We start from the raw sequence: 24,330 nt of genomic DNA on the forward strand, positions 1-24,330 counted from the left end.
ACTAATAGAATGAACGAGGGGATAATATGGATGACTCTGTTTTCCATCGGTTGTATGAAGAGTATCATCACGATCTATTTAAGTTTTTGATTTACTTAACTAGGGATCGTGACCAGGCTGAGGATCTTTCGCATGAGGTATATGTGAGAGTTCTTCGTGCTTATGATAACTTTGAAGGGAAGAGTTCTGAAAAGACATGGTTATTTTCTATTGCAAAGAATGTTGCGATAGATTATTTCAGGAAAAGTGCAGTGCGTAGAAAGCGTGATTTTGATAAATTTGACTGGGAGAAAAGTGAACTCATTTCTGATGCTATACAACCAGATATTAAAGTTATCATGAACGATGATATGAAGAAGGTATTGGAAGCACTAGACACTTGTACAGGAGATCAGAAAATGGTAATCCATATGCGTTATATTCATGATCTGTCTATAACTGAATCAGCAGAAATTCTTGGTTGGTCAGAAGGGAAAGTTAAAACGACCCAGCATAGAGCAATTAAATCACTGCAAGATAAACTAAATGCTTTCCCAGTGGAAAGGATGATGGACGATGAATAATAAGGATTGGTCTGATAAAAAGATTGAGAAAATCCTTCTTGATATGCCAGATTTAACAGATACGCGATCTAAAGAAGTTGTGCTCAAGAGGTTAAAGTTACAACAAATAAATGACGCACCTAAGAAGAAGATTGGTAAATGGATACCTGCGATCGTTGCTATCGCTGCATTGCTCATTTTCAGTATTTTGCTGCCGTCCATGTTCCTTATGAATAATAACAGTTTGGATCAAGCATCAGACTCAACTGCAGTAATGAACGATGAAGATGCGGGTTCAGCTCTTGAAAATAAAGCGCTTAGCGATAGTTCAGATATGAATACATCAGAAGAAGAATCTGCGAGTTTTGCTGCTGAATCATCATCTCTTTATACTAGGGCTAATGGAACAAATTATTTCCCGGCTGTTTATAATAAAGATGTGTTGGATGGGGTAGTCTTCCATCTTGGACTTGCAAGTGATGCTGCATCCAGTCTTCCTGTTACGTTCATTATACCTAGAGAGCAGATCGTTGAGGACTTTGGGGAGTCAGAACCTACAAGCTTGGATTTGTATAAGATGTATGCAAACAATTTAGATGAAGAAGCCCTTGGTTTTAATGACTACCATCCATATAAAGGTGAATTAGTTGGAAGAAAGGATTCGCTTGCACATATTTTACCGAATGGACATGGTTATGATGTTGCTTCTGCAACGATGTCAGTCTACCTTGGAACGCTACATGATACATTTTATGGTTTCAAGGAAATCAAATTTGAAAATGAGAATGGCACTTCAACTGAATTTGATCAAGTTGGGGAACCTAGTAAACCGATGCAATTGAAGAGTGGTAGTAATCATAATAATTACTACTTATTTAAGCAAGAAGATGGGAATGAATATCTGTCGTCTAATTTTGCATTTTCTTATGAGACGCTTGAAGAAGCGCTTCAGGAGATGAGAATAAAACCAAATGATATATTTTCACCCGTCATTCCGGATTCTATCTCATTTGAAGTTATAGTTGATGTTAATAGTGGATTGACTAAGATAAAATTTCGTAAACCGTTGGATTTAGATTCAATGGATCCTAAAGAGGCAAGACAACTTGTAGATGGTATTTTGTTGACTGCAGCAAGTTTTGATAAACAAGTACAATTTGAGAACGTAGTTCAGGTTGAGTGGTATGACTTTGATTTTAGTAAACCACTTCCAATGCCGATTGGACCGAATAATATTCCGTTATTATTAAAATGAAAAAGTACTTTGTAGACTTAAAGAGTTTACAAAGTACTTTTTATTGTATATGATAATAATGTACAAAAAAATATTGATTCATCTTCGGGGCAGGGTGGAATTCCCGACCGGCGGTAATGAAAATTTATATTTTCGAGCCCGCGAGCTTAACAGCTGATTCTAGTGAGATTCTAGAGCCGACAGTATAGTCTGGATGGGAGAAGGTGGAGGCGCGGACGTCTATTTGTTCAACTCACAAATAACACGCTTGTTTAAGTGTGCCTTGTAACTCCCTAAAGCTTAATTGCTATGGGGATTTTTGTTGTTAACGAAGACGAACCGACCTTTCCTCTTTAGAAGTGAATCGCACAAGGAGAGAGGAACAATTGAATAATAAGAAATTACGTAAGATGATTGTCGTCGCAATGCTTGGAAGTATCGCTACAATTTTGATGCAATTTAATTTTCCATTACCAGCTTTACCAGGTTTTTTGAAATTTGATTTTAGCGAGATTCCCGCAGTACTTGCAATAATGACATTGGGACCTGTAGCTGGAATTACAGTTGAAGCAATTAAGAATATTATGCATTGGTTTTTTAGTGGAAGTCCAACTGGAGTTCCAGTCGGTGAAATTGCTAACTTTACAACGGGTATTTTATTTATTTTACCAATCTATTTTATCTTTAATAAGTTCCGAAATGCAAAAGGCTTAACAATTGGGTTAATCGCAGGTACTGGGGTAATGGCCTTTGGGATGAGCTTCTTAAACTATGTTGTGTTTTTACCGATGTACACATATTTCTTAAATATGCCGCCAGTAACAGGTGATGCATTATACACTATGATTGTACTTGGTATATTACCTTTTAACTTAATAAAAGGTGTTATTTTAGCAACACTCTCAATCCTTTTATTTAATAAGATGAAACAATGGATTGAGCTACAAAGAAATAAATTAATGTTTGATTGATATAATGTTCATATTCCTTTTTTGCATGTTTAAATAATAAAGGGTCGCTCTAGAATTCTAGAGCGACCCTTTAACTATATCTCGTTTATGTTAGCTTGGAAAATTGAAAAACAGTCTTGGCGTAATGGCTTTTCTGATTAGTCTTCAAATTTCAATGCGTCGCCATCAAAAGACTCGTCAGCGACTTTGATTGAGTCAGTTGGACAACCATCAAAACCATCTTCCATGTCCTCCAATAGCTCTTCTGGTACTTCTGCAGTACCCATGTTATCATCTAGAATAACAAATGCAATTCCGTCATCGTCATAGTCGTATATGTCAGGCGCTGCAGCTCCACAAGCTCCGCAAGCGATACATGTATCTTGATCGACAATTGTGTATTTAGGCATGTTCGTATCTCCTCTTTTTTACCGTTTAGCTGAATCCAGTAGAAGTCCCTGCTTCAATAAGTGACGGTATGAATGCATAGTCTCCCTGAATTCAGTAAGTATTTCAAACCCAGGCTGAATAGATCAACTCGGGCTTGGAACGACGTGTCTTGAAGCAAAGGCTGTCGGATCTGTATCACGAAGACTTAAGCTCTGACCGCAATTCCGCTGAGACGTATTTATACTTCTTGCTCCGACTCTATTCTAATGAAATTCGTAGGAATTTTCAACATAAAACAACTTTTCTTTGAAAAGAGGAATATATTATGGAACTTTCATCTCTATTATTAAAGATTATATGTAAACTTGACGGTGAACGAACAATTTATGCGGGACTCCACCTTTTGAGGGGTAAGCGTTCTGGCCAAACATTACAAGACGCTGATAATTACAATTTAAGAGACTTTTTTTCTATTTTACCTAAACTAAAAGTAGACACATATGATAAAGCGGCAAACTTTTTAGAAAATGCCAATTTGATTTTAATAGACCAAGACTCTATTGTGCATCTGACGGAGAATGGCCGGAATACTGTTAAATCAATTTATGACTTTCGTTTTAATGGATTTAATTATCGAGGGAATGAAATTCTGTTTTTTGAAAGACTTTCACTAGTCGTACAAACGATATCAAACTTTAAGGCAGGAGAGAAATCATTTTTACCAATTCAAAAAAATATTGAGATTCAACAGTTTGTAAAAAAACTTTTGTTTAGACAACCGATATCTGAGCCATCTTTCTCACGTGAATTTATGATTGAAATACAACAATTGATAGATAGAAGTGGCATGAAAGATATACAGAAAAGTATTTTGACGCATCGATTAGGCGGTTTTGAAATAACAGGGTGGACATGGGACCAATTAGCTGAACAGCTACATATCACAACTACATCCGTCTATCTTTATTTTATTGAAAGTCTACATCTTTTACTTGATGTGATTGAAACGTCAACTGATTTTGCATTTTTAAGAAAAATAACGGAAAACATAAAAGTCACTTCTTATTTGACCGATTCTTCTAAGCGGACAAACTTTTATTTAGCTGAAGGCTTGTCTATAGAAGAAATATCTAAAATACGTAATTTGAAGATTAGTACAATTGAGGATCATTTCGTAGAAATTGCGGCAAATGATCCTAGTTTCTCGATTGAGCAATTTGTTGCGAAAACCGATATAGAAGCTGTACTTGTTAAGGTAAATGAACTTAGGACAAAGCGTTTAAAAATTTTAAAAGAAGAGTTCAATACACTCTCTTTTTTTCAGTTACGATTAATTTTAAGTTCGCAATCGGAGGAGGTTTCGAAGTGGACATAAAAGATATATTAAGAAATAAATTTGGATATAGTGAATTTAAGCCAGGTCAAGAAGCGGTTATTCAAGATGTTATTGTAGGGAAAGATACGATAGCCATTTTACCGACGGGCAGTGGTAAATCATTATGTTACCAATTACCGGCCTATGCTTTGGAGGGAACGGTTCTCATTATATCTCCACTAGTCGCACTGATGGAAGATCAAGTAGCTATTATGAAGCAACATGGAGAAAAACGTGTCGTTGCATTAAATTCATTTCTTTCTTTTTCAGAACGTAATCAAATAATAGCAAATTTAAGAACTTATAAGTTTGTGTTTATCTCGCCCGAAATGCTGTTACAACCTATCGTTTCTGCTGAATTAAAAAGTATTAAACTTGCACTTATTGTTGTTGATGAGGCGCATTGCATTTCACAATGGGGCTTTGATTTTAGACCGGACTATTTAAGGATAGGTGAGTTTTTACGACAAATAGATCGACCAAATTTGCTAGCATTAACTGCGACAGCAAACGTTCAGGTGACTGATGAAATTAAAGAGTATTTACATCTAGAAAATCCAATTATCCATCGTTCTTCACTTGATCGACCAAATATATCCTATGCGATTAACAAGCTTCCATCAATTTCTGCTAAAACCGATTGGATATGTGACAGGGTAAAGAGAACGATGGGGCCGGGTATTATTTATGTTTCATCAAGAAAACGATCAGATGAATTAGCGGCAGAGCTTACGGCACAAGGTAATTCTGTTTCTAGTTATCATGCCGGAATGGAACAAGAGGATCGTGCGTTCATCCAACAACAGTTTTTGACAGGGGAAATTGAATGGATTTGTGCAACAAATGCCTTTGGAATGGGTATACATAAAAGTAATATACGACAAATTATTCATGAACATATCCCTTCAACGATAGCTGGATATATGCAAGAAGTTGGTAGAGCAGGTCGTGACGATGAATTATCGATAACTACCTTGCTTTATTCAGGGGACGATGAAAGGAAGACTCGTTTCATTATTCAGGATGATATTCCAGACGAAGAGGAAATACGGATCTTCAGTCAGTTGGTTACAGAGTTGGTTCCGAAATCTGAAGCAGCACAGTTAGCTGGATTAAGTGAGACCGGTAAAAGAGTGACGGAGTTTTATCTTGAGAGAATGTCCTTAGAAGAGACAGTTCTTCGAATTCAGGAACAAAGATTGAAGAAGGAACGTCAATTACAAAGAATGCTTGAAGTTGTTAAAGGGGATAGTTGTATTCGTGAGGCATTACTTGATTACTTTGATGAGAAATTGTCTAGAAATCCTAAATGTTGTTGCTCGGTTTGTGGAGCAATAAATGAAGAATGGCTTGTAAACGAAAAAACTAATAATACAATTAGACATTTAACTAATTGGTCTGAAAGGCTAACTCAACTTCTGGGTTGATAGGTAGGATGTCCGTTTACTTTTCCGACAAAATTCGCCATAATAGAGGGAACGATAGGTATGATTGTGATAGGAGAATGTGATTATGGATAAAAAAGATTATAAATCCGAATTTGAAGAACATCGCAAAGAGATAAATCTGGGTGATAGAAGCGCTAAATCGAGTATTACATCTCGCGCTGAATTACATAGAAGCGCGCGAAAGCCACAAAAAAGGTCTCGTCATAATATTATTAATATAATACTAGTTTTATTTACTTTAATTCCTGTATGTATCTTGATATTCGTTATTTCAAATTGGTATAAACCTAAAGGAAATGAAGAGGTAGATGTTGATAATACAACTGTCCAGTTTGAAACGAGTAAAAATACTTCTGGTGGCAAATCGGAAAAAACGGATATTGAAGTAGATATAGTCGATAATGGTAACGGAAAAACTGAAGCCAGTCCTGACATCGAAACAAAACCAGATCCGGCTCCTGAAGTATTGCCGGACACTAAACCAGAGCCAGAACCAGAGCCAGAACCAGAGCCTGAGCCAGAAAAAAAGCCTGATCCAAAACCCGTTCTAAAACCAGAAACGAAACCAGAAACGAAACCAGTCATAGGTGCAACATCGCACACTGTAGCACCTGGCGAGAATTTATATCGCATATCGTTGAAGTACTATAAAAATGGTGATGGTGTTGATAAAATCAAGCAAGCAAATGGTTTGAAATCGAATGAGATTACTGTAGGCAGCAAACTCGTCATACCTTAATAGCAGTTCGTGGCAAAATATTTTATAGGTCTTATAAAAAACTTTTTTAAATAAAGTTGGAAGGTGGCAAACGATTACGATTAAAAAAATGTTAGGAGCACTTATCTTATGCTTTACAATATTATTCGCCCTCATGTTTGTAAGTGCAAAAAGAAGAAATGTTATTCAACATAAATTGAATGTTGATGATGAGGAATGTGATTCTACTTTAAAGATTTTTTTCATCTCAGACATTCATCGACGTAAAATAGATACAAAATTATTAAATAAAATTGGTTATGGAGTCGACATTGTAATTATAGGTGGCGATTTAGCGGAAAGAGGCGTCCCTTTATCGCGTATATCAAAAAACGTTGGTAATTTGGCCAAGTTAGGCCCAGTGTATTACATCTGGGGAAATAACGATCGTGAGGCTGGAGAACAGGGAATTCGTGATATTATCGACCGGTTTAATGGAAAGATTCTAGACAATGAAAATGAAAGAGTTCCTAATCACTTTGGTTGGGGAATATGTGGAACGGACGATCCGTCTACTAGAAAAACAGATATAGATTCTACTCTAAGTGGTATTGACCGTTATGACCATGTGATTTGTGTGAGTCATCAACCTAAAGTGTTGCAAACGATTGAAGGGTTATTACAACCAGCTATAATGATTGCTGGGCATACACATGGCGGACAAATTAGATGGGGGAAATATGGCTTATTTGAAAGAGGATCCTTTGTAGTGAACGGCAATCGAGGCAAGTTAATAAGCAATGGCTATGGCACTTCAACGGTTCCGTTTAGGTTAGGAGCACCACCTGAATGTCATGTTATTACGCTAAATTATAGAGCCAAAGAAGTTGAGGGGTTGTAAAAATGTTACACAAAGATGTCATCATTGTTGGGGGAGGTCCTTGTGGGCTATCAACAGCGATTGAGTTACAGAATATAGGTTTAGATGTGCTAGTGATAGAAAAAGGAAATATCGTTAATTCGCTTTATAACTATCCAACACATCAAACCTTTTTTAGCACGAGTATTAAGTTATCTATTGGAGACATTCCGTTTATTACTGCAAAAGATAAACCTAAACGTAATGATGCACTTGTCTATTATCGTGAAGTGACGAAAATGAAAAATATAAAAGTGAATAATTTCGAGCAGGTAAATGTAATTAAGAAAACCCCGCAAGGATTCCGAGTTGAAACGTGTAAACAACAATATCGAGCTGACAATATTGTAGTTGCTACAGGTTACTATGATAATCCGAATATGTTAGGAATTAAAGGTGAAAGTTTACCTAATGTATTTCATTATTTTAAAGAAGGCCACCCGTTCTTTCAAAAAAAGGTGGTTGTCATTGGTGGTAAAAACTCAGCAATAGATGCAGCACTTGAGCTTGAGCGCGCAGGTGCTTCAGTGACTGTTGTTTATCGAGGATCTGATTATTCACCAAGTGTGAAGCCTTGGATTTTACCGGGTTTTGTTAGTTTAGTTAATAGTGGTGGTATAAAGATGAAGTTTGAATCTTCGGTGACGGCGATTGCTGAATCCTCTATTACGATAGAAAATAACGGAAATTCTATTGAAATTCCTAATGATTATGTGTTTTCGATGACTGGCTATCATCCGGATTATGCGTTTCTTAAACATATAGGAATTGCGATAGATGAATTGACTGGTATTCCTACTTTCAACGAAGATACGATGGAGTCGAACGTTACAGGGCTTTATATTGCTGGTGTAATTGCGGCGGGGAAAAATGCGAATGAGATTTTTATTGAAAATGGAAAACTTCACGGGGGCATCATTGCACGCGCGATTGAATCGCAAAGTTAACTAATTAGACGTGGTCCTCTTATTTCGTAAACAATGATACAATATTACGTGTAGGAGGGTTAACATGTTTATACTTCTCACAGTAGCAATTGCGCCAGGGTTAGCGTTATTTAGTTACTTCTATTTACGGAAACAAATTGCAAAAGAACCCTCGCATATGTTATTTCAGACTTTTTTGTATGGCGCTATTATGACATTTCCGATTATGTTTATACAACACGTTTTTGAAGAAGAAGCGGTGTTCACGAATAACTTTTTAAGTAATGTTGTTTTTACAAGTGGTCTTGAAGAATTCTTTAAATGGTTAATTTTACTTCTAGTAATTTATAGGCATGTTGAATTTGAAGATGTATATGATGGTATTCTGTTCGGAGCGAGTGTATCTTTAGGTTTTGCAACAGTTGAAAATGTTCTTTATCTTTTAACATACGGAACTGATATTGCTTTTATCCGCGCATTATTACCCGTTTCTAGCCATGCATTATTCGGTGTTGTCCTTGGTTATTATTTTGGGCGGGCAAAATTTGCTAAAGAGTCTGCCAAAAAGAAGTATCTCCTCCTAGCATTTCTTGCGCCGTATACTTTGCACTTTATATATAATACAATTTTTGCCATCCAAGAACTTTTTTTATATTTGATTATTCCTTTTATGCTTTTCTTATGGTGGTTTGGTTTGACACGAGTAAAATATGCACATACTTTTGCCATGCAACAGTTTAGACGGAAAGCGGATATGAAGTAGTAGAGATTTGGCAAATGCCAGGTCTTTTTTTATGTCATAAATTACTTGATATTGGACAAGCTAAATAAAAAGGAGGAATCTTGTTGAAAAAGTTTTCAATTCATCTAGTGATTGTATTACTTCTTCTCGGTAGTGTGTATATTATTTCGCCGATACAAACAGGTGCATTTACTTCACAACAACTTCATCAGGGCTCATTTGGTGATGATGTAATCGAGCTACAGTCAAGGCTTCAATATATCAGTCTGTATACAGGTACTATTGACGGTAAGTTTGGTTATGGCACATATTGGGCTCTACGAAAATTTCAAGAAAATTACGGACTTCCCGTAGATGGAGTTGCAGGAGCAAAAACCAAAAGTAAACTTGTTAACGTTTCGAATTTTGATGAGAAGTTTGTAAAGGATAATATAAAAAAAGGGAACAAGTTTACTCACTACGGTGGAACGCCGCTCGCCTCACAAGTTAAAAAAGGATCTGGGACTAAGAAGGAAGCGCATTTACCTTCGAAATATTCAGAACAAGACTTAAAACTATTATCAAATGCGGTTTATGGTGAAGCGCGTGGTGAACCTTACGAAGGGCAAGTTGCAGTAGCTGCTGTTATTTTGAACCGTGTTGAACACCCGTCCTTTCCGGATACTGTCGGTTCTGTAATCTTTCAACCAGGTGCATTTACAGCTGTTTCAGACGGACAGATATGGCTTGAACCAAATGAACGTGCAACTGAAGCGGTACTTGATGCGATAAATGGTTGGGATCCATCAGAAAATGCGATTTACTATTTCAATCCGATTACTGCGACTAGTAAATGGATTTGGTCACGTCCGCAAATTAAAAAAATTGGTTTACACATATTTTGTAATTAACTGTAAAACATATGAAGGGAGGAAGGAAAGCGGATGTTTCTGGAGAACATAAATCATTCCGGTTATATTTTGCTAAAATATGAAAAAAATAATATTTGTATTAGTTTATTCGATTGCTGCACTATCGATATTCTCTTTCGGGAAAGTTAATGAAAACAAAGATCTGTCTAATTTATTAAATGGTCAATATGCAAAAAAAATGTCTGATGCTTCAGAAAAACTTGAAGAACTAGATATAGCGGTAAAGAAAACTTTGCTTTTTAATGAACTTGCTGGTTCAAAAGAAGCCAGAGATGATATTTGGAGATTATCTTCAGACATTAAGAACTCAGTTAGTTCTTTGCCACTTGATCGTCACTTTTCTAATGAATGGATAAATTATCTAGGTCGATTAGGGAATTATTCAAAGGATTCGGAGCGTATGGGTGACCACAAGGAATATCATAGGGCGATGACGCAAGCATCTGGAAACTTAAGTGAAATGGCCGATCAATGGCAAGTTGCGACTGCGAATATGCTGAATGGAAAAATGAGTATGGAAACTTGGTCAAACCAGCTGAAGTCAGTTGATGTTGATCATGATTGGAATGGACTGGGGAATTCAGTGAAGAAATATACTGAAAGTGACTTTCCGCTTACTGCAAGTGAATCTGATTCAATGAAGAAAAATGACCTCCAAACTATGACTGATAAAAATATTACGCGAGAAGAAGCGGTAGAGAAATTTAAAAAGTTGTTTCCAGATATATCTAGTTCTTCAATAGTTGTGGAAAGTAGTAAACCAGGTTCACCTTATCCTTTTTATCATATTCGTTTCGCTGAAAATCAGACGATTGGCTATATTGATATTACTGAAAAAGGAGGTCATGTCTTATCATATTTGGCTGAAAGATCATTTGGAAAGGAAAGCTTACCATTTAAAGTGATTAAAGAAAAGGGAGAGGATTTCCTGAAAGATTCAGGTTATGGGGATCTTGTTTATCAAGAATCAAGAGAAAATAATACAGCTTGGCATTTTGTTTTTGTTCGTGTAGAACCAGAATATAAAGCCAAAGTTTTTTCGGATGCTATTCATTTGAAAATTGCGAAAGATACTGGCGGTATCATTGGGCTTAATGCCATGGAATATATAAGAAAAGAGAAGACAGAGAAACAAGAAATAGTGAAAAAGGATTGGAGCAACTTCTTTCATTCTAATGTAAAGGTAATGAAAGATGAACTAGCTTATGTTGAAAATGACAGGTTAGAGCAACGACTTGCACATTATTTAACCGTAACAATGGATACAGAAAATATAATTGAGACTTATGTAGTAGTAATTGATACAGAAACATCAGAAATAATTAAAACTGAACTACAATAATAGGGTTCTTTATTTGAAGATAAAAGGAAGTAATATCAGCGGTCAGTGCTAGATAATGAATAATTATTTAATTATGGTTGGAAAAAGATGTCTTTCATGAGATAATATTTTTATGATGAAGGACGGTAGGTGTTTAGTATGATTTTAACTGTCGGGACGTTTATTAATATGAATAAAGGTTTTGAAGAAGATACCGAAAAATACAAAAGTAAGGTAGTCGACTCTGGAGAAAACTTTGTGATGATTGACTATCCAACACAACTCGAAACGGGTAGGACAGCTTTTTTCATGGATGGAACACAGCTACTCGTTTCATTTACTGACAATTTAAAAATGTCATATGCGTTTAGAACAGAAGTTATAGGACGTTTAAATAATGGCATCCCCATGTTAAAACTTTTGTATCCTGGAGATAAACAGCTGATAAAAATTCAAAGACGTGAATTCCTTAGGGTAGAAGCGTTATTAGATGTAGCGGTCGCAAAGGAAGATAGTAACACTCAATTAGTGACAGAAGACATTAGTGCCGGCGGTATTGCAATCAACTTACCAAATCCTTCACTATTTAAAGAGTCGGATTCAGTTGAACTTATGATTGTGTTAACTTACGCGAACAAAGAGGTGAAATATGTGCAAGCAAAGGGTGAAATTGTTCGTATTTTGGAAAAATCAAATCGTACGATTGCATCCATTAAATTTATAGAAATCCGTGAAGATGATTGTCAGCGTATTGTTCGTTTTTGTTTTGAACGTCAGTTGCAGTTGAGGAATTCTTAATAAATCTATACTAGGGAAAAGTCCATCGTAACGGGACTTTTCTCTTTTAATTATGGTACACTATTGACGAATTAATCAAGGAGGTAGAAATAGTGTCTAAAGTGATAAAAATTGCAATTGATGGGCCTGCTGCAGCAGGAAAGAGTACAATCGCAAAAATGACGGCTGAAAAATTAGGCTATACTTATATTGATACAGGATCTATGTATCGAGCGCTAACACATAAGGCGCTTGAGCAAAACATACATATTACTGATGGAGAAAAACTAGTAAAATTGCTTCATGAAATGACTATTTTATTAGTTCCATCAAACGAAGGCCAAGCTGTAATAGTTGACGGTAAAGATGTTTCTGAGGAAATCAGATCTACAGGCGTAACAGTTAATGTTTCCGAAGTTGCGGCGCATCAAAGTGTTCGTGAACTCATGGTTAAAAAACAGCAGATATTAGGCGGAGATTATGGTGTTGTTATGGATGGTCGGGATATTGGAACCGAAGTTTTGCCTGATGCTGAACTAAAAATATTTATGACGGCTTCAGTTGATGTAAGAGCACTCCGCCGCCATAAGGAAAACCTTAAACGGGGAATAGATTCTTCGGTTGAATTATTACGACTTGAAATAAGTGAACGTGATCGCGCTGATTGTGAACGCGAGGTATCGCCACTGAGACAAGCTGATGATGCTATATTAATTGATACAACTACTATGACAATAGAAGAAGTAGCAGAGCAAATATCATCTCTAGCGAAAGAGAGGTTAGCTGAATGAGTTATTATTCGCTAGGTAAAGGTCTCTTTAGTGCTATGTTATATCCTGTTTATAGAATTAAGGTAATTGGACGGGAAAATTTTCCAAAAGATGGTGGTGTGCTACTCTGCACAAACCATATTAATAATTTTGATCCACCAGTTGTTGGTATTACATGTCAGCGCCCTGTACACTTTATGGCTAAGGAAGAACTTTTTGAATTGCCGATTTTGAAAACGCTTCTGCCAAAAGTGCATGCGTTTCCAGTTAAACGAGGAATGAGTGATAGGAAGGCATTCCGAAATGCTTTGTCTATACTTAAGTCAGGTAATGTAGTTGGTTTATTCCCGGAAGGCACGCGGAGTAAAACTGGAGAATTGCAGGAAGGTCTTGCTGGAGCTGGATTTTTTGCTTTAAGAGGTGGAGATGCATCAGTTGTCCCATGTGCAATTATCGGTCCTTACAAACCACTGCGGAGCTTGAAAGTTGTTTATGGTAAACCAATCGATATGATACCTTATCGTGAAAATAAGGCGACGGCGGAAGAAGTAACTCTTGTCATTATGGCGGAAATTGCAAAGTTAATTAAAGAGAATAAATAATTAAGTTAAGTGTAATTTTTTGTTTTTATATGAGTATTCGCATATTATAGAAGTAGAAGCTTATATGGAGGAGGACTACATATGACTGAAGAACTTAAAGTTGATGCACAAGGTGAGTATAAAGAAGGCAACCGTGTTTCAGGTAAAGTTATAAAAGTAGAAGATAAATCTGTTGTAGTTGAAATTACAGGAGCACCATTTGATGGCGTCATTCCTATTAGTGAACTATCTAGTTTGCATATCGAAAAAGCGTCAGATGCTGTAATTGATGGAGATGTACTTGAATTAATTATAATTAAAATTGAAGAAAATAACTATGTACTATCAAAACGAAGAGTAGATGCTGAGGACGCTTGGGATTCACTTGTGAAAAAGTTTAATGATAAAGAGACTATTGAGACTGAAGTGAAAGATGTTGTTAAAGGTGGACTCGTTGTCGATTTGGGCGTTCGTGGTTTTATCCCTGCTTCTCTCGTAGAGGATCATTTTGTAGAGTCTTTCGAAGAGTATAAAGGACAAATTATGGCATTCAAGATTGTTGAAATAGACAAAGAAAAAAACCGCTTAATTCTTTCTCATCGTGCTGTTATTCAAGAAGGAAAAGAAGCTAAAAAAGGTGAAATTTTAGCTAACCTTGCTGAAGGACAGGTAATAGAAGGAACGGTTCAACGTTTGGCTTCTTTTGGAGCTTTTGTAGATGTAGGTGGAATAGATGGGCTAGTTCATATTTCACAACTATCTCATGAACACGTCGAAAAAGTTTCTGACTTTTTAAAAGAAGGCGATAAGGTGAAAGTAAAGATACTGACTGTAGATCGCGATTCGGAACGTATTTCTTTATCCATTAAGGAAACCTTGCCAGGACCATGGGTAGGGATTGAGGAAAGAGCGCCTAAAGGAACTGTACTTGAAGGTACTGTTAGGCGGCTTGTCTCATACGGGGCGTTCGTAGAGGTATTCCCAGGTGTAGAAGGATTAGTCCATATATCAAGAATTTCTCATCAACATATCGCAACGCCGGATGAAGTACTAAAAGAGGGCCAAAAAATTGAGGTCAAAGTACTTGATGTTAATCCGGAAGATGAGCGTCTATCACTAAGCATTAAAGACTTAGTTGAAAATACAGACGAAGTTTCATACGCTAACTATGAAAAATCTGAGGAGACTACAGGGTTTTCAATAAGTGACGTCATCGGAGACCAGTTGAAAAGATTTACTGAATAATTCTGAAGAAGTAAAACTTTATGGATGATGATGCTCATTAAGGCATCATCATCTTTTTATGTGTAAAAAATGTATTCTTTACATAAAACCTTATAGCGCAAGGGGTTAGAGGGGATTTTGCAAAAACCTCCCCCCAAAACTCATAAATTTACTGCTTTTGAAAAGGCTTCTACTGATTTTGCTTCGAACTTTTTTAGTGCATTTCCATAAGTGCTTAGTATTACTTCAGGAGTGTTACCCGAGCGCTCAGCTATTGTTTTAAGGGGCATGCTTGCCGAAATCAGTATCCTTGCATGGGTATGTCGTAAACCGTGCGGCCTGATGCGTTTAACGCCTGAACTTTTATTCGTTCGGTTAAATGCAGAAGTAAGCGTTGTTTTGCTCATCGGCAATAACAATCTTATTAACTCTGTTTCGAGGAATAATTTTATACTCAATAGCTGCATTAATTGCCACTTTAAACACGCGGCGGAATTGCAGTACGCTATTAGGCTCGTGACTCTTTAATAGGGCGTTTATGAACTTTTGCTTATAAAAAGTGTCCTTGTTAGTTTATTAAGCTTGTAATTGCGTAGCAGGGGCTTTAAATGCAGCGCGATGGCTTGTTCTCTTTGTGTACGAGTTGAAATCTCCAATTCGTTTTTATGAATTTCAAACCAAATGTCAAGCCATTCTTATATCGTTAATATTTAATTATCTACACACTTGGAGTTACCGTTAATCAATTCAGTCTTAATTTGCAATAATTATCTAATTGCAATGTTTTCTGATGCTAATCCCTGACTAGATTATTCTTGTCTATCTCCTAGTTCGTCATAGTAACGGTGTCGAAACCCCCAGAACTTTTCTCTTTTTGGCGTTCAAGTAATAAAAGACTCCTGGTTCTTTCTTTGAGTATTAACGTTTCGGTTTACTAGTGTTTTTTATGTTTGTCATAGTTATCTCCCTTTTTCGTGGACAGACGCTATAATATGAGGGGATCAGAGTAGGCATTAGCTTCTCTTAGGAACATGTGTTCTTTTTCAGGTAGAAAGAAAAGCCCTGGGGAGGGCGGCTATGTACTTGTTTTTAACTGTTTTTTAGACGTTTCCAAAATCGCTATAATTGCATCGATTTCCCTTTCGTCCAACTCGCTTAATCTATCTATTTGCTCTTTTAAATAAGTGGCAGTAGGATCTTCTTTTTTTGCGTCTTTGATAAAGTAAGTTGCTATCGAACCTGTTACCATTCCTAACAGTCCAATGCCAAAGACCATAAGAACTATTGCTATAATTCTACCCAGTCCAGTTTCAACGGATATATCCCCATACCCCACCGTTGTGGCAGTTACCACACTCCACCAGAGTGCGTCCCCGTATGTTTTAATAGACGGTTCAATAAAAAGAATAGGCACAGCGGCAGCGAAAATCAATACTACTGCAAATGATAAGACTCTTTGTAATCCGTTGGTTTTCAAAATACCAAAGAAGGGACCAACGAATCGTTTCGCAATTGTTAATGCGCGAATTACACGAATTAGCCTAACCAATCTAGCTAGCCTGAAAATAGAGTCGAATGGGATGATCGCAATAATGTCAAATGGGTTTTTCTTTATGTATTGCAGTTTGTTTTCGCTCTTTATAAATCGTATAGATACGTCGAGTACAAAAACAATCAAAATTGCCGTATCGACAAAATTTAAGGTTTCGTTTTCCACCCAAATGAACGAGACGGATACTAAAGCTAAAGTAAACATAATTAATTCATATGCCAGAGTCAATCTGTTTTTCCTCATGAATTTAATCACCCCTTATTTAAGCCGCTCCATCGCATCAAGCCTTCTACACAATGTAGAGATAGCATCAACTCTTTTTCAATTCATCTTAAATCCATTCAAAAATCATTATTCAAGAAAAGCCCTGGGTAGGGCGGAGGAACAACAAACTTATTTTTCGCAAGCATAGTCATCCTTATCACGATCCATCTTAGATTGGTATGCTGGATGGTCAGAGGCAACACCGCTTGGGTACTTCTTGCGTAATTCAGTGCAGTTTTGGAACCATTCGGATTCGACGGGTGCAGAAGCAGCTTCTTTCTTTTTCTCTTCTTCTTGTTGTTTAACTCTAGCTTGTTCCTCTTCTTCAGCTTTCTGTCGCTCGATTTTCGCTAGTTCCTCAGCTTTTCGCACCTCCTCCAGTCTTTTTGCTTCCTCGGCAGCCGCTTTCTCTTCTGCTAACTTCTTTTCTTCAGCTTCTTTAAGTGCTTTCTTTTCGGCCTTGGCGGCTGCTATAGCTTCCTTTTTCTTCTTCTCTTCGGCTTTTTTTGCAGCTATCTTTTTTAGTTTTTCATCATGATCTTGAATGATTACTTTTGCGGCTTTTGGATCAATCTTTACAGTATCAACAAGTTTGAGTGGGGGAGTGTCTACTGCATTATTATCGTTAAGCGTAAGGAAGGCCGTGTTTACTTTGGACATATTCTTTTGCTCACTACTACGCGCCTTGACGATTTTAATTTTTTTATCATTCTCGACACGTTTCATTATTTTTTTAGCGCTTGCATCAGTTTGATTAAGTGATTTCGTTAAATTCTTTTTTATTAACTTAATTTGTTTCTTATCATTTTTCTTCGCTGACTTTGGTGTTTTGATTTCTTTTACTTCTTTCTTCAAGCCGCGAATGTCATCACGCATAACAGCTAATTTTGCGACCGTTCCTTTTTTATCAACTTCTATTAGATGGTTTGAAAGATTCACGTACCAATTCTCTTGTGCTGAATTATTAAAGTTCTTTACAATATCATTGATAGAAGGGTTTGCCGTATTTTCTAACCAATCTTTCATATCAACATTTTTATCCATAGCTTGTGCATCTCGAAACGTAGAAAATAATAATAAAATAGTTACTAGTAGAATAGGAAATATCTTTTTGAGCGTTATCATCTGTAGTCCTCCTATTGGTTATGGTTTTATGTATTTATATTTGGGTAAAAAATGTAAGGTCCGAATAGATTGCGATAGTTAAAAAAGATAAACCCTGGGTAGGGCGTTGTTATTGCAAAAACTGCGAATATACCCTTTTTTAGTCTAATTCATCAATGAAGTTTTGATAGTTGAAGCTGCTCCAGTTGATTTTATCCATTGTTTCTCGAGACATCCAAGTACCCATTAATTCCTCGTCCTTCGCATTCCTATATTTATCTTTCATTGGAAAGGTTATAGTGAGCCACGCCTCTTCAATGCGTTAATCTTTCGCTAACTCACGATACACAGCAGTGGAATCCTCATAAAATGCTAAACCTATTGATTTTTTTGACCAGAAATCTTTTCCTTTAACGGTTATCATTACAGTTTTTTCATCTTCATCGAAATCGACACTCGTTACAGTTTCAACGATTTTGTCATCACCTCTTTTAAAAACTCCGTAACAATCTTTTTAGAGTTTGCTTGAACAGTTGAACTCTTTTCTTCTTGTTTTTTCTTGTTCGCTTCTTTTTTGACTTTTACTGTCGCTAATCTTTCAGCTTCAACTTTTTCTTTTTTCGCTTCTTCCTCACCTCTTTTAGTAGTTTGTCGTTCTTCTTTGGCGAACTCTCGTTAACGTCATGCGGCGATAGCCGTATATGCCATTCAATTGTTGAGTAAGTAATTGAATACCTACCCACAATTTCTCATTCTCCAACTCTCTCACTGGAGCTGTACAATTAAGCCGTTTATAGTAAGCAACAAATGAAACACCAGCTAATAAATGAAGGATTTTAAATTTCACTTCAATAGGATGCTTACTTCTTGCCATAAAAAAGACTCCCCTTAGATAAACAGATTTTACTTTTTTAATCTGTCTACCTAATAGGGAGCATTTCACATTCTTTCCAAAAGTCGCAGGTGAAAAATACATAAATCACATAGATGGTAGCCGTTTAAAAAACAAGGCATCAAATCTTGAGTGGTGTGATCACACTGAAAACAATAATCATGCATTTGATAATGACTTAATTCAGACAGGGAAAAAGATAGTGCTGGTTCATAAAGAGACGAAAGAATCGCATTATTTCAGAAGTCGATCAAGGGTTAGTGCATTTCTGAGGAAGTCTGACGGATATGTTTCCAGCAAAGTCAATAGCGGATTATCCGAGTTAGAAGGCTATTTTGTTTTTATGGAGCCGTCAAATCGCAATCGAATTAAGGGGTAGCAAGAGCATGGTTCAACAATCTATACGTACAGCCAAAAAGAAGGTAAAAGAACGGATGGAAAAAGATTCCTTGATATACGCTTGATATACGAAGTCTGTGTATATGAGGGGAACCATTAAAGGAGGGGTGCGTTCGAACGACAGAACGACTCCTACAAGCCCCATACATAACGAGTGATAAATAAAGGTGTATAAAGGATTTACACCTTTTTTGGCGAATGTTGTCAGTTAGGGGGAGATTAGATTGAATACTTTTTCGTTTATTATTTTATTGTTATCTGTACCAGCAATACTATATTTTATAATACGTGTGATTTTGTCTGCAATCAAGAAAGATAAAATACAGCAAACCAAGCAGTTGAAGTTTACTGGAGCAACAGTAGTAGTAATGTTTATCTCGATTATTGCATTTGCTATTACTATGGATAAACCTGACGATAAAGCAGCAGAACAAGAAGAAGAACCGACGGAACAAATTCAGGTTTCAGGAGACTCGGATACAGTAGACGATCCAAATAAAGAGGACAAGCCAGAACCAATAGAAATTGTCGAAGAGGAAAAAGAACAGCCAAAAACAGAAGAAGTTGCAAAGAAAAAAGAAAAGATAGTTGTCCCTGTGAAAGAGGAAGAGCCAGAAGAGGAAGAAACTACTTGGGATGATATGAAGGAAAAGGATAAAATTGTTGGTAAGAGCGACAAGGACTATTCAGAGTTTTCAAAGCAAAAACCTCGTGATGTCAGAAATGACATAACAGGTAAATGGCGAAAGAGCACTATTGCCGAAAGCATAAACATGGAAGAATACGCAATGTCATATAGTGTGTCACAAATGAAAGATGATGAAGTCCACTTCGTTATTAATTTTAATTACAATACAACAACCATGATTAGTAAAGCGCATAGTCTGATATATGTAGACGTAAAAGAATACGTTAAAAAAGAAGAACACGACGCCAATGTGCTAGGTTCGGGAATGTTATTGAAAAGTTACATCATATATCCAGACGGTGACATTGAAGAAATATAGTAATTACTTTTGGCATCCTAATCGAGTGCTTTTTCTATGCCTAAAAACACGAAAATGATAGTGATGTGATGTGATGTGCCAAATTGGGGGTGAAATAAGAAGCGAATGGAAAACGACAAAAATAATTTTCAAAGCATTAGCTGAAAAATATGATTTAAAAGAAGGTACATTGAAGAGTAGAAGTAGTGAATAGTGGTCAAGAAATAAAGATGCAAAAAAAAGAAGAAAAAGGCTAGTATTAAATTGAGTTACTGGCACAACGGTTACTTAAAAGACGATTACGGAATTATTGTTTGTATTGATAAATCAGCTAAGTCACTTGTGCTTGATGATCCTTTTACAACGACTCGATATGCATTTGATGAGATAATAGCAGTATCATTAATTGATTGAAGAGAGGATGATTAATATGTGGGCAGTACCAAAACCAAAAGTGACTAATAATGCGGTGGCGAAACCGAAAATATCAGAGGAAGACTTTATTGAAATTGGAGAAAGAATTGGAGAAGCAATGGAATATGGAAATGAAGTGGAAATCACAATATTTCACAACAAACAACATGAAAACTTTACTGGCGTTATTTCAAGTGCTGATGGTCAAGTTGGCACCTTATCCTTGCGAGTGAATCATGCGGATGTAACGATTCACATTAATAGTATTGTAGGTATTAAATAAACGTAAAACGACCAATCCAATTAAGGGAAGGTCGTTTTGTTTTCGGGTTCCTTCTATATATGCTAGAAAACTATATTGGCGATAAATTCCACCTTCGGAATAATGCGTCTGTCCGTTTCTAGATTCCCCCATTTCTTCACCCAAATAGAAAGTTATTTATCATGCTCTCTGGATACCAAAGAAATCGAATTATCAGTTGAATCCAATAACGGACACATCTTCGTTATAATAATGTATGCACTTAGACGTGAGCATTATTAATGTGTATAATATGCAGAAGATAAGCTGGAAGGGTGTATGAATATGACAAAACCAACAGTTGCCATCGTAGGCAGACCAAACGTTGGAAAATCAACAATTTTTAATAGATTAGTCGGTGAGCGTATTTCAATAGTTGAGGACGTTTCCGGAGTGACGCGAGATCGAATCTATAGCTCCGCTAATTGGCTTGCGTATGATTTTAACATTATAGATACAGGCGGTATTCAACTTGGGGACGAGCCTTTTCTGGAACAAATTCGTGCACAAGCTGAAATAGCTATAGATGAAGCAGATGTTATTATATTCCTTACGAATGGGCGAGAAGGGGTTACTGATGCAGATGAGCATGTAGCCAAAATTCTTTATCAAACGAAGAAGCCTGTTGTATTGGCTGTCAATAAAGTCGATAACCCAGATATGAAAGATTTAATTTATGATTTTTATTCCTTAGGATTTGGTGATCCGTATCCAATTTCTGGTTCACATGGACTTGGACTAGGCGATTTATTGGATCAAGTAGCGGCGAATTTCCCAGAGCGTGAAGATGAAGTAATTGAGGATGATGTTATTCGTTTTTCTCTGATTGGACGTCCGAATGTAGGTAAATCATCACTTGTGAATGCTCTTCTTGGTGAAGAAAGAGTAATCGTTAGTGATATTTCTGGAACAACTAGGGACGCAATTGATTCGCCTTATGAATACGAGGGGCAAAAGTATAAAATAATAGATACTGCTGGATTGCGTAAAAAAGGTAAAGTGTACGAGTCCACTGAAAAATACAGTGCGATGCGTGCATTAAAAGCAATCGATAGATCTGATGTTGTGTTAATCGTAATTAATGCTGAAGAAGGTATTCGTGATTACGACAAACGAGTTGCCGGATTTGCAGAAGAAGCGGGTAAAGGCGTTATGTTTGTTGTAAATAAATGGGATGCCCTTGAAAAAGATAATAAAACAATGAATAAATTTATTGATGATATACGCGGTAATTTCTTGTTTCTTGATTACGCGCCAATTGCGTTCGTTTCAGCTAAAACAAAGCAACGTATAACAGGGTTATTTGACAGTATTCGAATGGTTAGTGAGAACCATGCACTGCGCATTCAGTCGAGCGTATTGAATGAAGTTATTGAAGATGCTGTGGCTCGTAACCCTACGCCTACTGAAAAAGGCAAGAGACTGCGTATTTATTACGCTACACAAGTTGCAATTAAACCACCAACATTTGTCATCTTTGTGAACTATGAAGAAATTATGCATTTCTCTTATGAGAGATTTTTAAGAAATCGTCTTCGTGAATCGTTTGGTTTTGAAGGAACGCCGATTCGACTCATTACAAGGACTAGAAATTAATTAGGGAATAGGCGGGAAAGGAATGATCGTACTATGAAAAAGGTATCGGTTATCGGGGCAGGGAGTTGGGGAACTGCAATTGCTTTTGTATTGGCTGAGAATGGTCATGATTGTTTACTTTGGGCGAGACGGACAGAGCAATCTTCAGAAATCTCAACAGAGCATACTAACAAAGCTTACTTACCAACTACTTTATTGCCTGAAAATTTAAAATCGACTTCAAACTTGGAAGAAGCTGTCTTACATGCGGATGTAATTGTGCTGGCAGTTCCGACAAAAGCGATTCGTGACGTATGTTCAAGTATTAATGATATGAAGGCAGGGAAAAAGTTATTTGTACACGTGTCTAAAGGAATTGAACCTGATTCTTTGAAACGAATTTCTGAAATGATAGAAGAAGAACTATTGCCTGAACAATTGAAGGCGGTCGTCGCACTTTCTGGTCCGAGTCACGCTGAAGAGGTTGTGCTTCGTCATCCTACAACTGTTGCTGTTGCATCAAAAGATTTAGTAGCGGCGGAAGAAGTGCAGGATCTTTTCATGAACAATTACTTTCGTGTCTATACCAACCAAGATATAGTTGGTGTTGAAATAGGAGCGGCTCTTAAAAACGTGATTGCGCTTGCGGCAGGTATTACAGACGGCTTAGGATACGGCGACAATGCAAAGGCAGCGCTTATTACGCGTGGCCTTGCAGAGATTACGCGGCTAGGTGCGAGGATGGGTGCGAATCCACTTACTTTTTCAGGTCTAACAGGTCTTGGTGATTTAATCGTAACATGTACAAGTGTCCATTCGAGAAACTGGAAAGCTGGTAATATGCTCGGAAAAGGAAATAGCCTAGAAGACGTTATTTCTGGTATGGGGATGGTTATTGAGGGAGTTCGTACAGCAAAGGCTGCTCATCAATTAGCGGCTAAGTACGATGTCTCTATGCCCCTCACAGAGGCTCTTTATTCTGTGCTCTTTGAAGGGGAAGCACCAAAACATGCAGTTGATACTTTAATGGGACGTATGAAAAAGCAAGAAATAGAAGATCTATCTGGTAAAAGATAATGTTTATTATATGAAAGGGGGTCATTCTTTGACTCCAGGGTTGATTAAAATGTGGTTATCTTTCGGAGCGATGGGGGGAATGGCTGTTTCAGTTATTCTTATACATCTAAGTAGGACAAAAATAAGTAATAAGGTTTTGACATTTCTATTTTCGGCTATTGCATATATCCTTCTCCTTGCATCTTTTATTATTATGGTCTTTCTAGTCTTTAATGGACCTGAGAGAGGAACAGGTTAATAATATGATGAAAAAAATGTTATATCTAATAGTTCTTTCACTAGTGCTATTATTAACGGGCTGCGTGAGTGGCGGAGACAATAATGCTAGTGGTGCCATACCGTATGACGATCAAATTGACTTAATGCAAAGAGCTGTTGATTCATTTCAAGAAAAATCTGGTGGTTTACTTCCGATTAAAACACGAGATATCGAAACAGATATATATATTAAATATCCAATTGAATTTTCAATGATAATTCCAGAATTTACAGAGAAAATCCCTTCGAATGCTTATGAAAAAGGAGGGGTCTATCAATATGTCCTTGTCGATGTAGAAACTAAGCCGACAGTTAAACTTGTTGATTTACGTATCGCTGAAAAGATACGTGATTTGAATTTACGTAAGGATGTTAACCAAGGCTCAATTCCTTTCAAAGATTCAGTTGGGAATGGTGTATTTGCAATTGATTATAAAGAAATGGGTTTTGATAAACAGTTAACTGTTCAAAGTCCCTATTCCGAGACGCATCTACCGCTCGTTGTAGGTGGTAATGGTCAGTTTTATGTTGACTATTCAATTGATTTAAATCGAATTCTTAAAGAAGAAAAACCTGACGTCAAGCCAGGGGAAGATATACGTTATTTATTATCGGAAAATTCACCAATATTGCCAGCTTATTCACTCCCTTATACAGTGGACGAGAATAACGAACCAGTGTATTTAAATAACTAAGAAGAA

At 36.8% G+C, this 24,330-nt stretch carries 28 protein-coding genes and 1 riboswitch; of the genes, 22 read left to right on the forward strand and 6 right to left on the reverse strand.

Annotated elements, in window-relative coordinates:
• The first annotated feature begins 26 nt into the window (after positions 1 to 26).
• From AC3RV6_RS06655 to AC3RV6_RS06665, 3 genes are all read left to right on the forward strand, one after another.
• The gene (locus AC3RV6_RS06655) at positions 27 to 563 is read left to right on the forward strand and encodes a sigma-70 family RNA polymerase sigma factor (RefSeq protein WP_489748665.1); all 537 of its coding nucleotides are present in this window, start codon (positions 27 to 29) and stop codon (positions 561 to 563) included.
• Positions 556 to 1,797 (forward strand): hypothetical protein, encoded by a 1,242-nt coding sequence (locus AC3RV6_RS06660; RefSeq protein ID WP_489748666.1) that lies wholly within the window; start codon positions 556 to 558, stop codon positions 1,795 to 1,797. Before AC3RV6_RS06655 ends, AC3RV6_RS06660 begins: the two co-directional genes overlap by 8 nt.
• A gap of 76 nt (positions 1,798 to 1,873) precedes the next feature.
• Positions 1,874 to 2,006, forward strand: a riboswitch (FMN riboswitch).
• Positions 2,007 to 2,162: 156 nt separating this feature from the next.
• Complete coding sequence (locus AC3RV6_RS06665) at positions 2,163 to 2,747, forward strand: ECF transporter S component (RefSeq protein WP_489748667.1); 585 nt, start codon at positions 2,163 to 2,165, stop codon at positions 2,745 to 2,747.
• 137 nt (positions 2,748 to 2,884) lie between these two features.
• On the opposite strand, the gene AC3RV6_RS06670 is transcribed toward AC3RV6_RS06665, so the two are convergent.
• Positions 2,885 to 3,136 carry a 4Fe-4S domain-containing protein gene (locus AC3RV6_RS06670; RefSeq protein ID WP_489748668.1) on the reverse strand — a complete coding sequence of 84 codons (252 nt, stop codon included), beginning with the start codon at positions 3,134 to 3,136 and terminating at the stop codon, positions 2,885 to 2,887.
• Positions 3,137 to 3,441: 305 nt separating this feature from the next.
• Between AC3RV6_RS06670 and AC3RV6_RS06675 the strand changes: the two genes are divergently transcribed.
• The 12 genes from AC3RV6_RS06675 to rpsA all read left to right on the forward strand — a co-directional run bounded on the left by AC3RV6_RS06675 (position 3,442) and on the right by rpsA (position 14,828).
• Complete coding sequence (locus tag AC3RV6_RS06675) at positions 3,442 to 4,491, forward strand: YpbB family protein (RefSeq protein ID WP_489748669.1); 1,050 nt, start codon at positions 3,442 to 3,444, stop codon at positions 4,489 to 4,491.
• Complete coding sequence (locus AC3RV6_RS06680) at positions 4,482 to 5,918, forward strand: RecQ family ATP-dependent DNA helicase (RefSeq protein ID WP_489748670.1); 1,437 nt, start codon at positions 4,482 to 4,484, stop codon at positions 5,916 to 5,918. The genes AC3RV6_RS06675 and AC3RV6_RS06680 overlap by 10 nt, the downstream gene beginning before the upstream one ends.
• Positions 5,919 to 6,003: 85 nt before the next feature.
• Positions 6,004 to 6,678 (forward strand): LysM peptidoglycan-binding domain-containing protein, encoded by a 675-nt coding sequence (locus AC3RV6_RS06685; protein ID WP_489748671.1) that lies wholly within the window; start codon positions 6,004 to 6,006, stop codon positions 6,676 to 6,678.
• An 88-nt stretch (positions 6,679 to 6,766) separates the two neighbouring features.
• On the forward strand, positions 6,767 to 7,537 hold the full coding sequence (locus AC3RV6_RS06690) for a metallophosphoesterase (RefSeq protein ID WP_489748672.1): 771 nt from the start codon (positions 6,767 to 6,769) through the stop codon (positions 7,535 to 7,537).
• A 2-nt stretch (positions 7,538 to 7,539) separates the two neighbouring features.
• On the forward strand, positions 7,540 to 8,502 hold the full coding sequence (locus AC3RV6_RS06695) for a YpdA family putative bacillithiol disulfide reductase (RefSeq protein ID WP_489748673.1): 963 nt from the start codon (positions 7,540 to 7,542) through the stop codon (positions 8,500 to 8,502).
• Positions 8,503 to 8,566: 64 nt separating this feature from the next.
• The gene (prsW, locus tag AC3RV6_RS06700) at positions 8,567 to 9,244 is read left to right on the forward strand and encodes a glutamic-type intramembrane protease PrsW (RefSeq protein WP_489748674.1); all 678 of its coding nucleotides are present in this window, start codon (positions 8,567 to 8,569) and stop codon (positions 9,242 to 9,244) included.
• A gap of 80 nt (positions 9,245 to 9,324) precedes the next feature.
• Positions 9,325 to 10,113, forward strand: coding sequence for a spore cortex-lytic enzyme (gene sleB / locus AC3RV6_RS06705; RefSeq protein WP_489748675.1), 789 nt, complete (start codon positions 9,325 to 9,327; stop codon positions 10,111 to 10,113).
• A gap of 79 nt (positions 10,114 to 10,192) precedes the next feature.
• A complete protein-coding gene (locus AC3RV6_RS06710; protein WP_489748676.1) occupies positions 10,193 to 11,476 on the forward strand; it encodes a PepSY1/2 domain-containing protein in 1,284 nt (427 codons plus the stop codon).
• A gap of 138 nt (positions 11,477 to 11,614) precedes the next feature.
• Positions 11,615 to 12,253 carry a flagellar brake protein gene (locus AC3RV6_RS06715; RefSeq protein ID WP_489748677.1) on the forward strand — a complete coding sequence of 213 codons (639 nt, stop codon included), beginning with the start codon at positions 11,615 to 11,617 and terminating at the stop codon, positions 12,251 to 12,253.
• Positions 12,254 to 12,345: 92 nt separating this feature from the next.
• On the forward strand, positions 12,346 to 13,023 hold the full coding sequence (cmk, locus tag AC3RV6_RS06720; protein WP_489748678.1) for a (d)CMP kinase: 678 nt from the start codon (positions 12,346 to 12,348) through the stop codon (positions 13,021 to 13,023).
• On the forward strand, positions 13,020 to 13,604 hold the full coding sequence (locus AC3RV6_RS06725; protein ID WP_489748679.1) for a lysophospholipid acyltransferase family protein: 585 nt from the start codon (positions 13,020 to 13,022) through the stop codon (positions 13,602 to 13,604). Before cmk ends, AC3RV6_RS06725 begins: the two co-directional genes overlap by 4 nt.
• Before the next feature lie 81 nt (positions 13,605 to 13,685).
• On the forward strand, positions 13,686 to 14,828 hold the full coding sequence (gene rpsA / locus AC3RV6_RS06730; protein WP_489748680.1) for a 30S ribosomal protein S1: 1,143 nt from the start codon (positions 13,686 to 13,688) through the stop codon (positions 14,826 to 14,828).
• Positions 14,829 to 14,968: 140 nt separating this feature from the next.
• On the opposite strand, the gene AC3RV6_RS06735 is transcribed toward rpsA, so the two are convergent.
• The 5 genes from AC3RV6_RS06735 to AC3RV6_RS06755 form a co-directional block, all read right to left on the reverse strand.
• Entirely contained in the window at positions 14,969 to 15,274 is a 306-nt protein-coding gene (locus AC3RV6_RS06735) for a tyrosine-type recombinase/integrase (protein WP_489748681.1), read from the reverse strand.
• 69 nt (positions 15,275 to 15,343) lie between these two features.
• The gene (locus tag AC3RV6_RS06740) at positions 15,344 to 15,463 is read right to left on the reverse strand and encodes a tyrosine-type recombinase/integrase (protein WP_489748682.1); all 120 of its coding nucleotides are present in this window, start codon (positions 15,461 to 15,463) and stop codon (positions 15,344 to 15,346) included.
• A gap of 419 nt (positions 15,464 to 15,882) precedes the next feature.
• Positions 15,883 to 16,602: a potassium channel family protein gene (locus tag AC3RV6_RS06745; RefSeq protein WP_489748683.1), complete on the reverse strand. Its 720-nt coding sequence runs from the start codon at positions 16,600 to 16,602 to the stop codon at positions 15,883 to 15,885.
• A gap of 150 nt (positions 16,603 to 16,752) precedes the next feature.
• Positions 16,753 to 17,748: an excalibur calcium-binding domain-containing protein gene (locus tag AC3RV6_RS06750; protein ID WP_489748684.1), complete on the reverse strand. Its 996-nt coding sequence runs from the start codon at positions 17,746 to 17,748 to the stop codon at positions 16,753 to 16,755.
• Positions 17,749 to 18,367: 619 nt separating this feature from the next.
• Positions 18,368 to 18,601 (reverse strand): hypothetical protein, encoded by a 234-nt coding sequence (locus AC3RV6_RS06755; protein ID WP_489748685.1) that lies wholly within the window; start codon positions 18,599 to 18,601, stop codon positions 18,368 to 18,370.
• 641 nt (positions 18,602 to 19,242) lie between these two features.
• On the opposite strand from AC3RV6_RS06755, the gene AC3RV6_RS06760 reads away from it, so the two are divergent.
• The 7 genes from AC3RV6_RS06760 to AC3RV6_RS06790 all read left to right on the forward strand — a co-directional run bounded on the left by AC3RV6_RS06760 (position 19,243) and on the right by AC3RV6_RS06790 (position 24,324).
• On the forward strand, positions 19,243 to 20,025 hold the full coding sequence (locus tag AC3RV6_RS06760) for a hypothetical protein (protein WP_489748686.1): 783 nt from the start codon (positions 19,243 to 19,245) through the stop codon (positions 20,023 to 20,025).
• Between the two features lie 243 nt (positions 20,026 to 20,268).
• The gene (locus AC3RV6_RS06765; RefSeq protein WP_489748687.1) at positions 20,269 to 20,418 is read left to right on the forward strand and encodes a YolD-like family protein; all 150 of its coding nucleotides are present in this window, start codon (positions 20,269 to 20,271) and stop codon (positions 20,416 to 20,418) included.
• A gap of 16 nt (positions 20,419 to 20,434) precedes the next feature.
• The gene (locus AC3RV6_RS06770) at positions 20,435 to 20,701 is read left to right on the forward strand and encodes a YolD-like family protein (RefSeq protein WP_489748688.1); all 267 of its coding nucleotides are present in this window, start codon (positions 20,435 to 20,437) and stop codon (positions 20,699 to 20,701) included.
• 303 nt (positions 20,702 to 21,004) lie between these two features.
• Entirely contained in the window at positions 21,005 to 22,315 is a 1,311-nt protein-coding gene (der, locus tag AC3RV6_RS06775; protein ID WP_489748689.1) for a ribosome biogenesis GTPase Der, read from the forward strand.
• Between the two features lie 33 nt (positions 22,316 to 22,348).
• The gene (locus AC3RV6_RS06780; RefSeq protein WP_489748690.1) at positions 22,349 to 23,371 is read left to right on the forward strand and encodes an NAD(P)H-dependent glycerol-3-phosphate dehydrogenase; all 1,023 of its coding nucleotides are present in this window, start codon (positions 22,349 to 22,351) and stop codon (positions 23,369 to 23,371) included.
• Positions 23,372 to 23,399: 28 nt separating this feature from the next.
• Entirely contained in the window at positions 23,400 to 23,609 is a 210-nt protein-coding gene (locus AC3RV6_RS06785) for a DUF2768 domain-containing protein (RefSeq protein WP_489748691.1), read from the forward strand.
• Positions 23,610 to 23,613: 4 nt separating this feature from the next.
• Entirely contained in the window at positions 23,614 to 24,324 is a 711-nt protein-coding gene (locus tag AC3RV6_RS06790; protein WP_489748692.1) for a hypothetical protein, read from the forward strand.
• Positions 24,325 to 24,330 lie beyond the last annotated feature (6 nt).

The sequence above is a fragment of the Sporosarcina sp. So3-204 genome, from assembly GCF_058068165.1.

What these genes read in the sequence shown, in the direction of transcription:
- AC3RV6_RS06655 (WP_489748665.1), top strand. Translation starts at nt 27, where the DNA reads ATGGATGACTCTGTTTTCCATCGGTTGTATGAAGAGTATCATCACGAT.
- AC3RV6_RS06660 (WP_489748666.1), top strand. Translation starts at nt 556, where the DNA reads ATGAATAATAAGGATTGGTCTGATAAAAAGATTGAGAAAATCCTTCTT.
- AC3RV6_RS06670 (WP_489748668.1), bottom strand. Translation starts at nt 3,136, where the DNA reads ATGCCTAAATACACAATTGTCGATCAAGATACATGTATCGCTTGCGGA.
- AC3RV6_RS06675 (WP_489748669.1), top strand. Translation starts at nt 3,442, where the DNA reads ATGGAACTTTCATCTCTATTATTAAAGATTATATGTAAACTTGACGGT.
- AC3RV6_RS06685 (WP_489748671.1), top strand. Translation starts at nt 6,004, where the DNA reads ATGGATAAAAAAGATTATAAATCCGAATTTGAAGAACATCGCAAAGAG.
- AC3RV6_RS06690 (WP_489748672.1), top strand. Translation starts at nt 6,767, where the DNA reads ATGTTAGGAGCACTTATCTTATGCTTTACAATATTATTCGCCCTCATG.
- AC3RV6_RS06695 (WP_489748673.1), top strand. Translation starts at nt 7,540, where the DNA reads ATGTTACACAAAGATGTCATCATTGTTGGGGGAGGTCCTTGTGGGCTA.
- prsW (WP_489748674.1), top strand. Translation starts at nt 8,567, where the DNA reads ATGTTTATACTTCTCACAGTAGCAATTGCGCCAGGGTTAGCGTTATTT.
- AC3RV6_RS06710 (WP_489748676.1), top strand. Translation starts at nt 10,193, where the DNA reads ATGAAAAAAATAATATTTGTATTAGTTTATTCGATTGCTGCACTATCG.
- AC3RV6_RS06715 (WP_489748677.1), top strand. Translation starts at nt 11,615, where the DNA reads ATGATTTTAACTGTCGGGACGTTTATTAATATGAATAAAGGTTTTGAA.
- AC3RV6_RS06725 (WP_489748679.1), top strand. Translation starts at nt 13,020, where the DNA reads ATGAGTTATTATTCGCTAGGTAAAGGTCTCTTTAGTGCTATGTTATAT.
- rpsA (WP_489748680.1), top strand. Translation starts at nt 13,686, where the DNA reads ATGACTGAAGAACTTAAAGTTGATGCACAAGGTGAGTATAAAGAAGGC.
- AC3RV6_RS06735 (WP_489748681.1), bottom strand. Translation starts at nt 15,274, where the DNA reads ATGCAGCTATTGAGTATAAAATTATTCCTCGAAACAGAGTTAATAAGA.
- AC3RV6_RS06745 (WP_489748683.1), bottom strand. Translation starts at nt 16,602, where the DNA reads ATGAGGAAAAACAGATTGACTCTGGCATATGAATTAATTATGTTTACT.
- AC3RV6_RS06750 (WP_489748684.1), bottom strand. Translation starts at nt 17,748, where the DNA reads ATGATAACGCTCAAAAAGATATTTCCTATTCTACTAGTAACTATTTTA.
- AC3RV6_RS06755 (WP_489748685.1), bottom strand. Translation starts at nt 18,601, where the DNA reads ATGGCAAGAAGTAAGCATCCTATTGAAGTGAAATTTAAAATCCTTCAT.
- AC3RV6_RS06770 (WP_489748688.1), top strand. Translation starts at nt 20,435, where the DNA reads ATGTGGGCAGTACCAAAACCAAAAGTGACTAATAATGCGGTGGCGAAA.
- der (WP_489748689.1), top strand. Translation starts at nt 21,005, where the DNA reads ATGACAAAACCAACAGTTGCCATCGTAGGCAGACCAAACGTTGGAAAA.
- AC3RV6_RS06780 (WP_489748690.1), top strand. Translation starts at nt 22,349, where the DNA reads ATGAAAAAGGTATCGGTTATCGGGGCAGGGAGTTGGGGAACTGCAATT.
- AC3RV6_RS06790 (WP_489748692.1), top strand. Translation starts at nt 23,614, where the DNA reads ATGATGAAAAAAATGTTATATCTAATAGTTCTTTCACTAGTGCTATTA.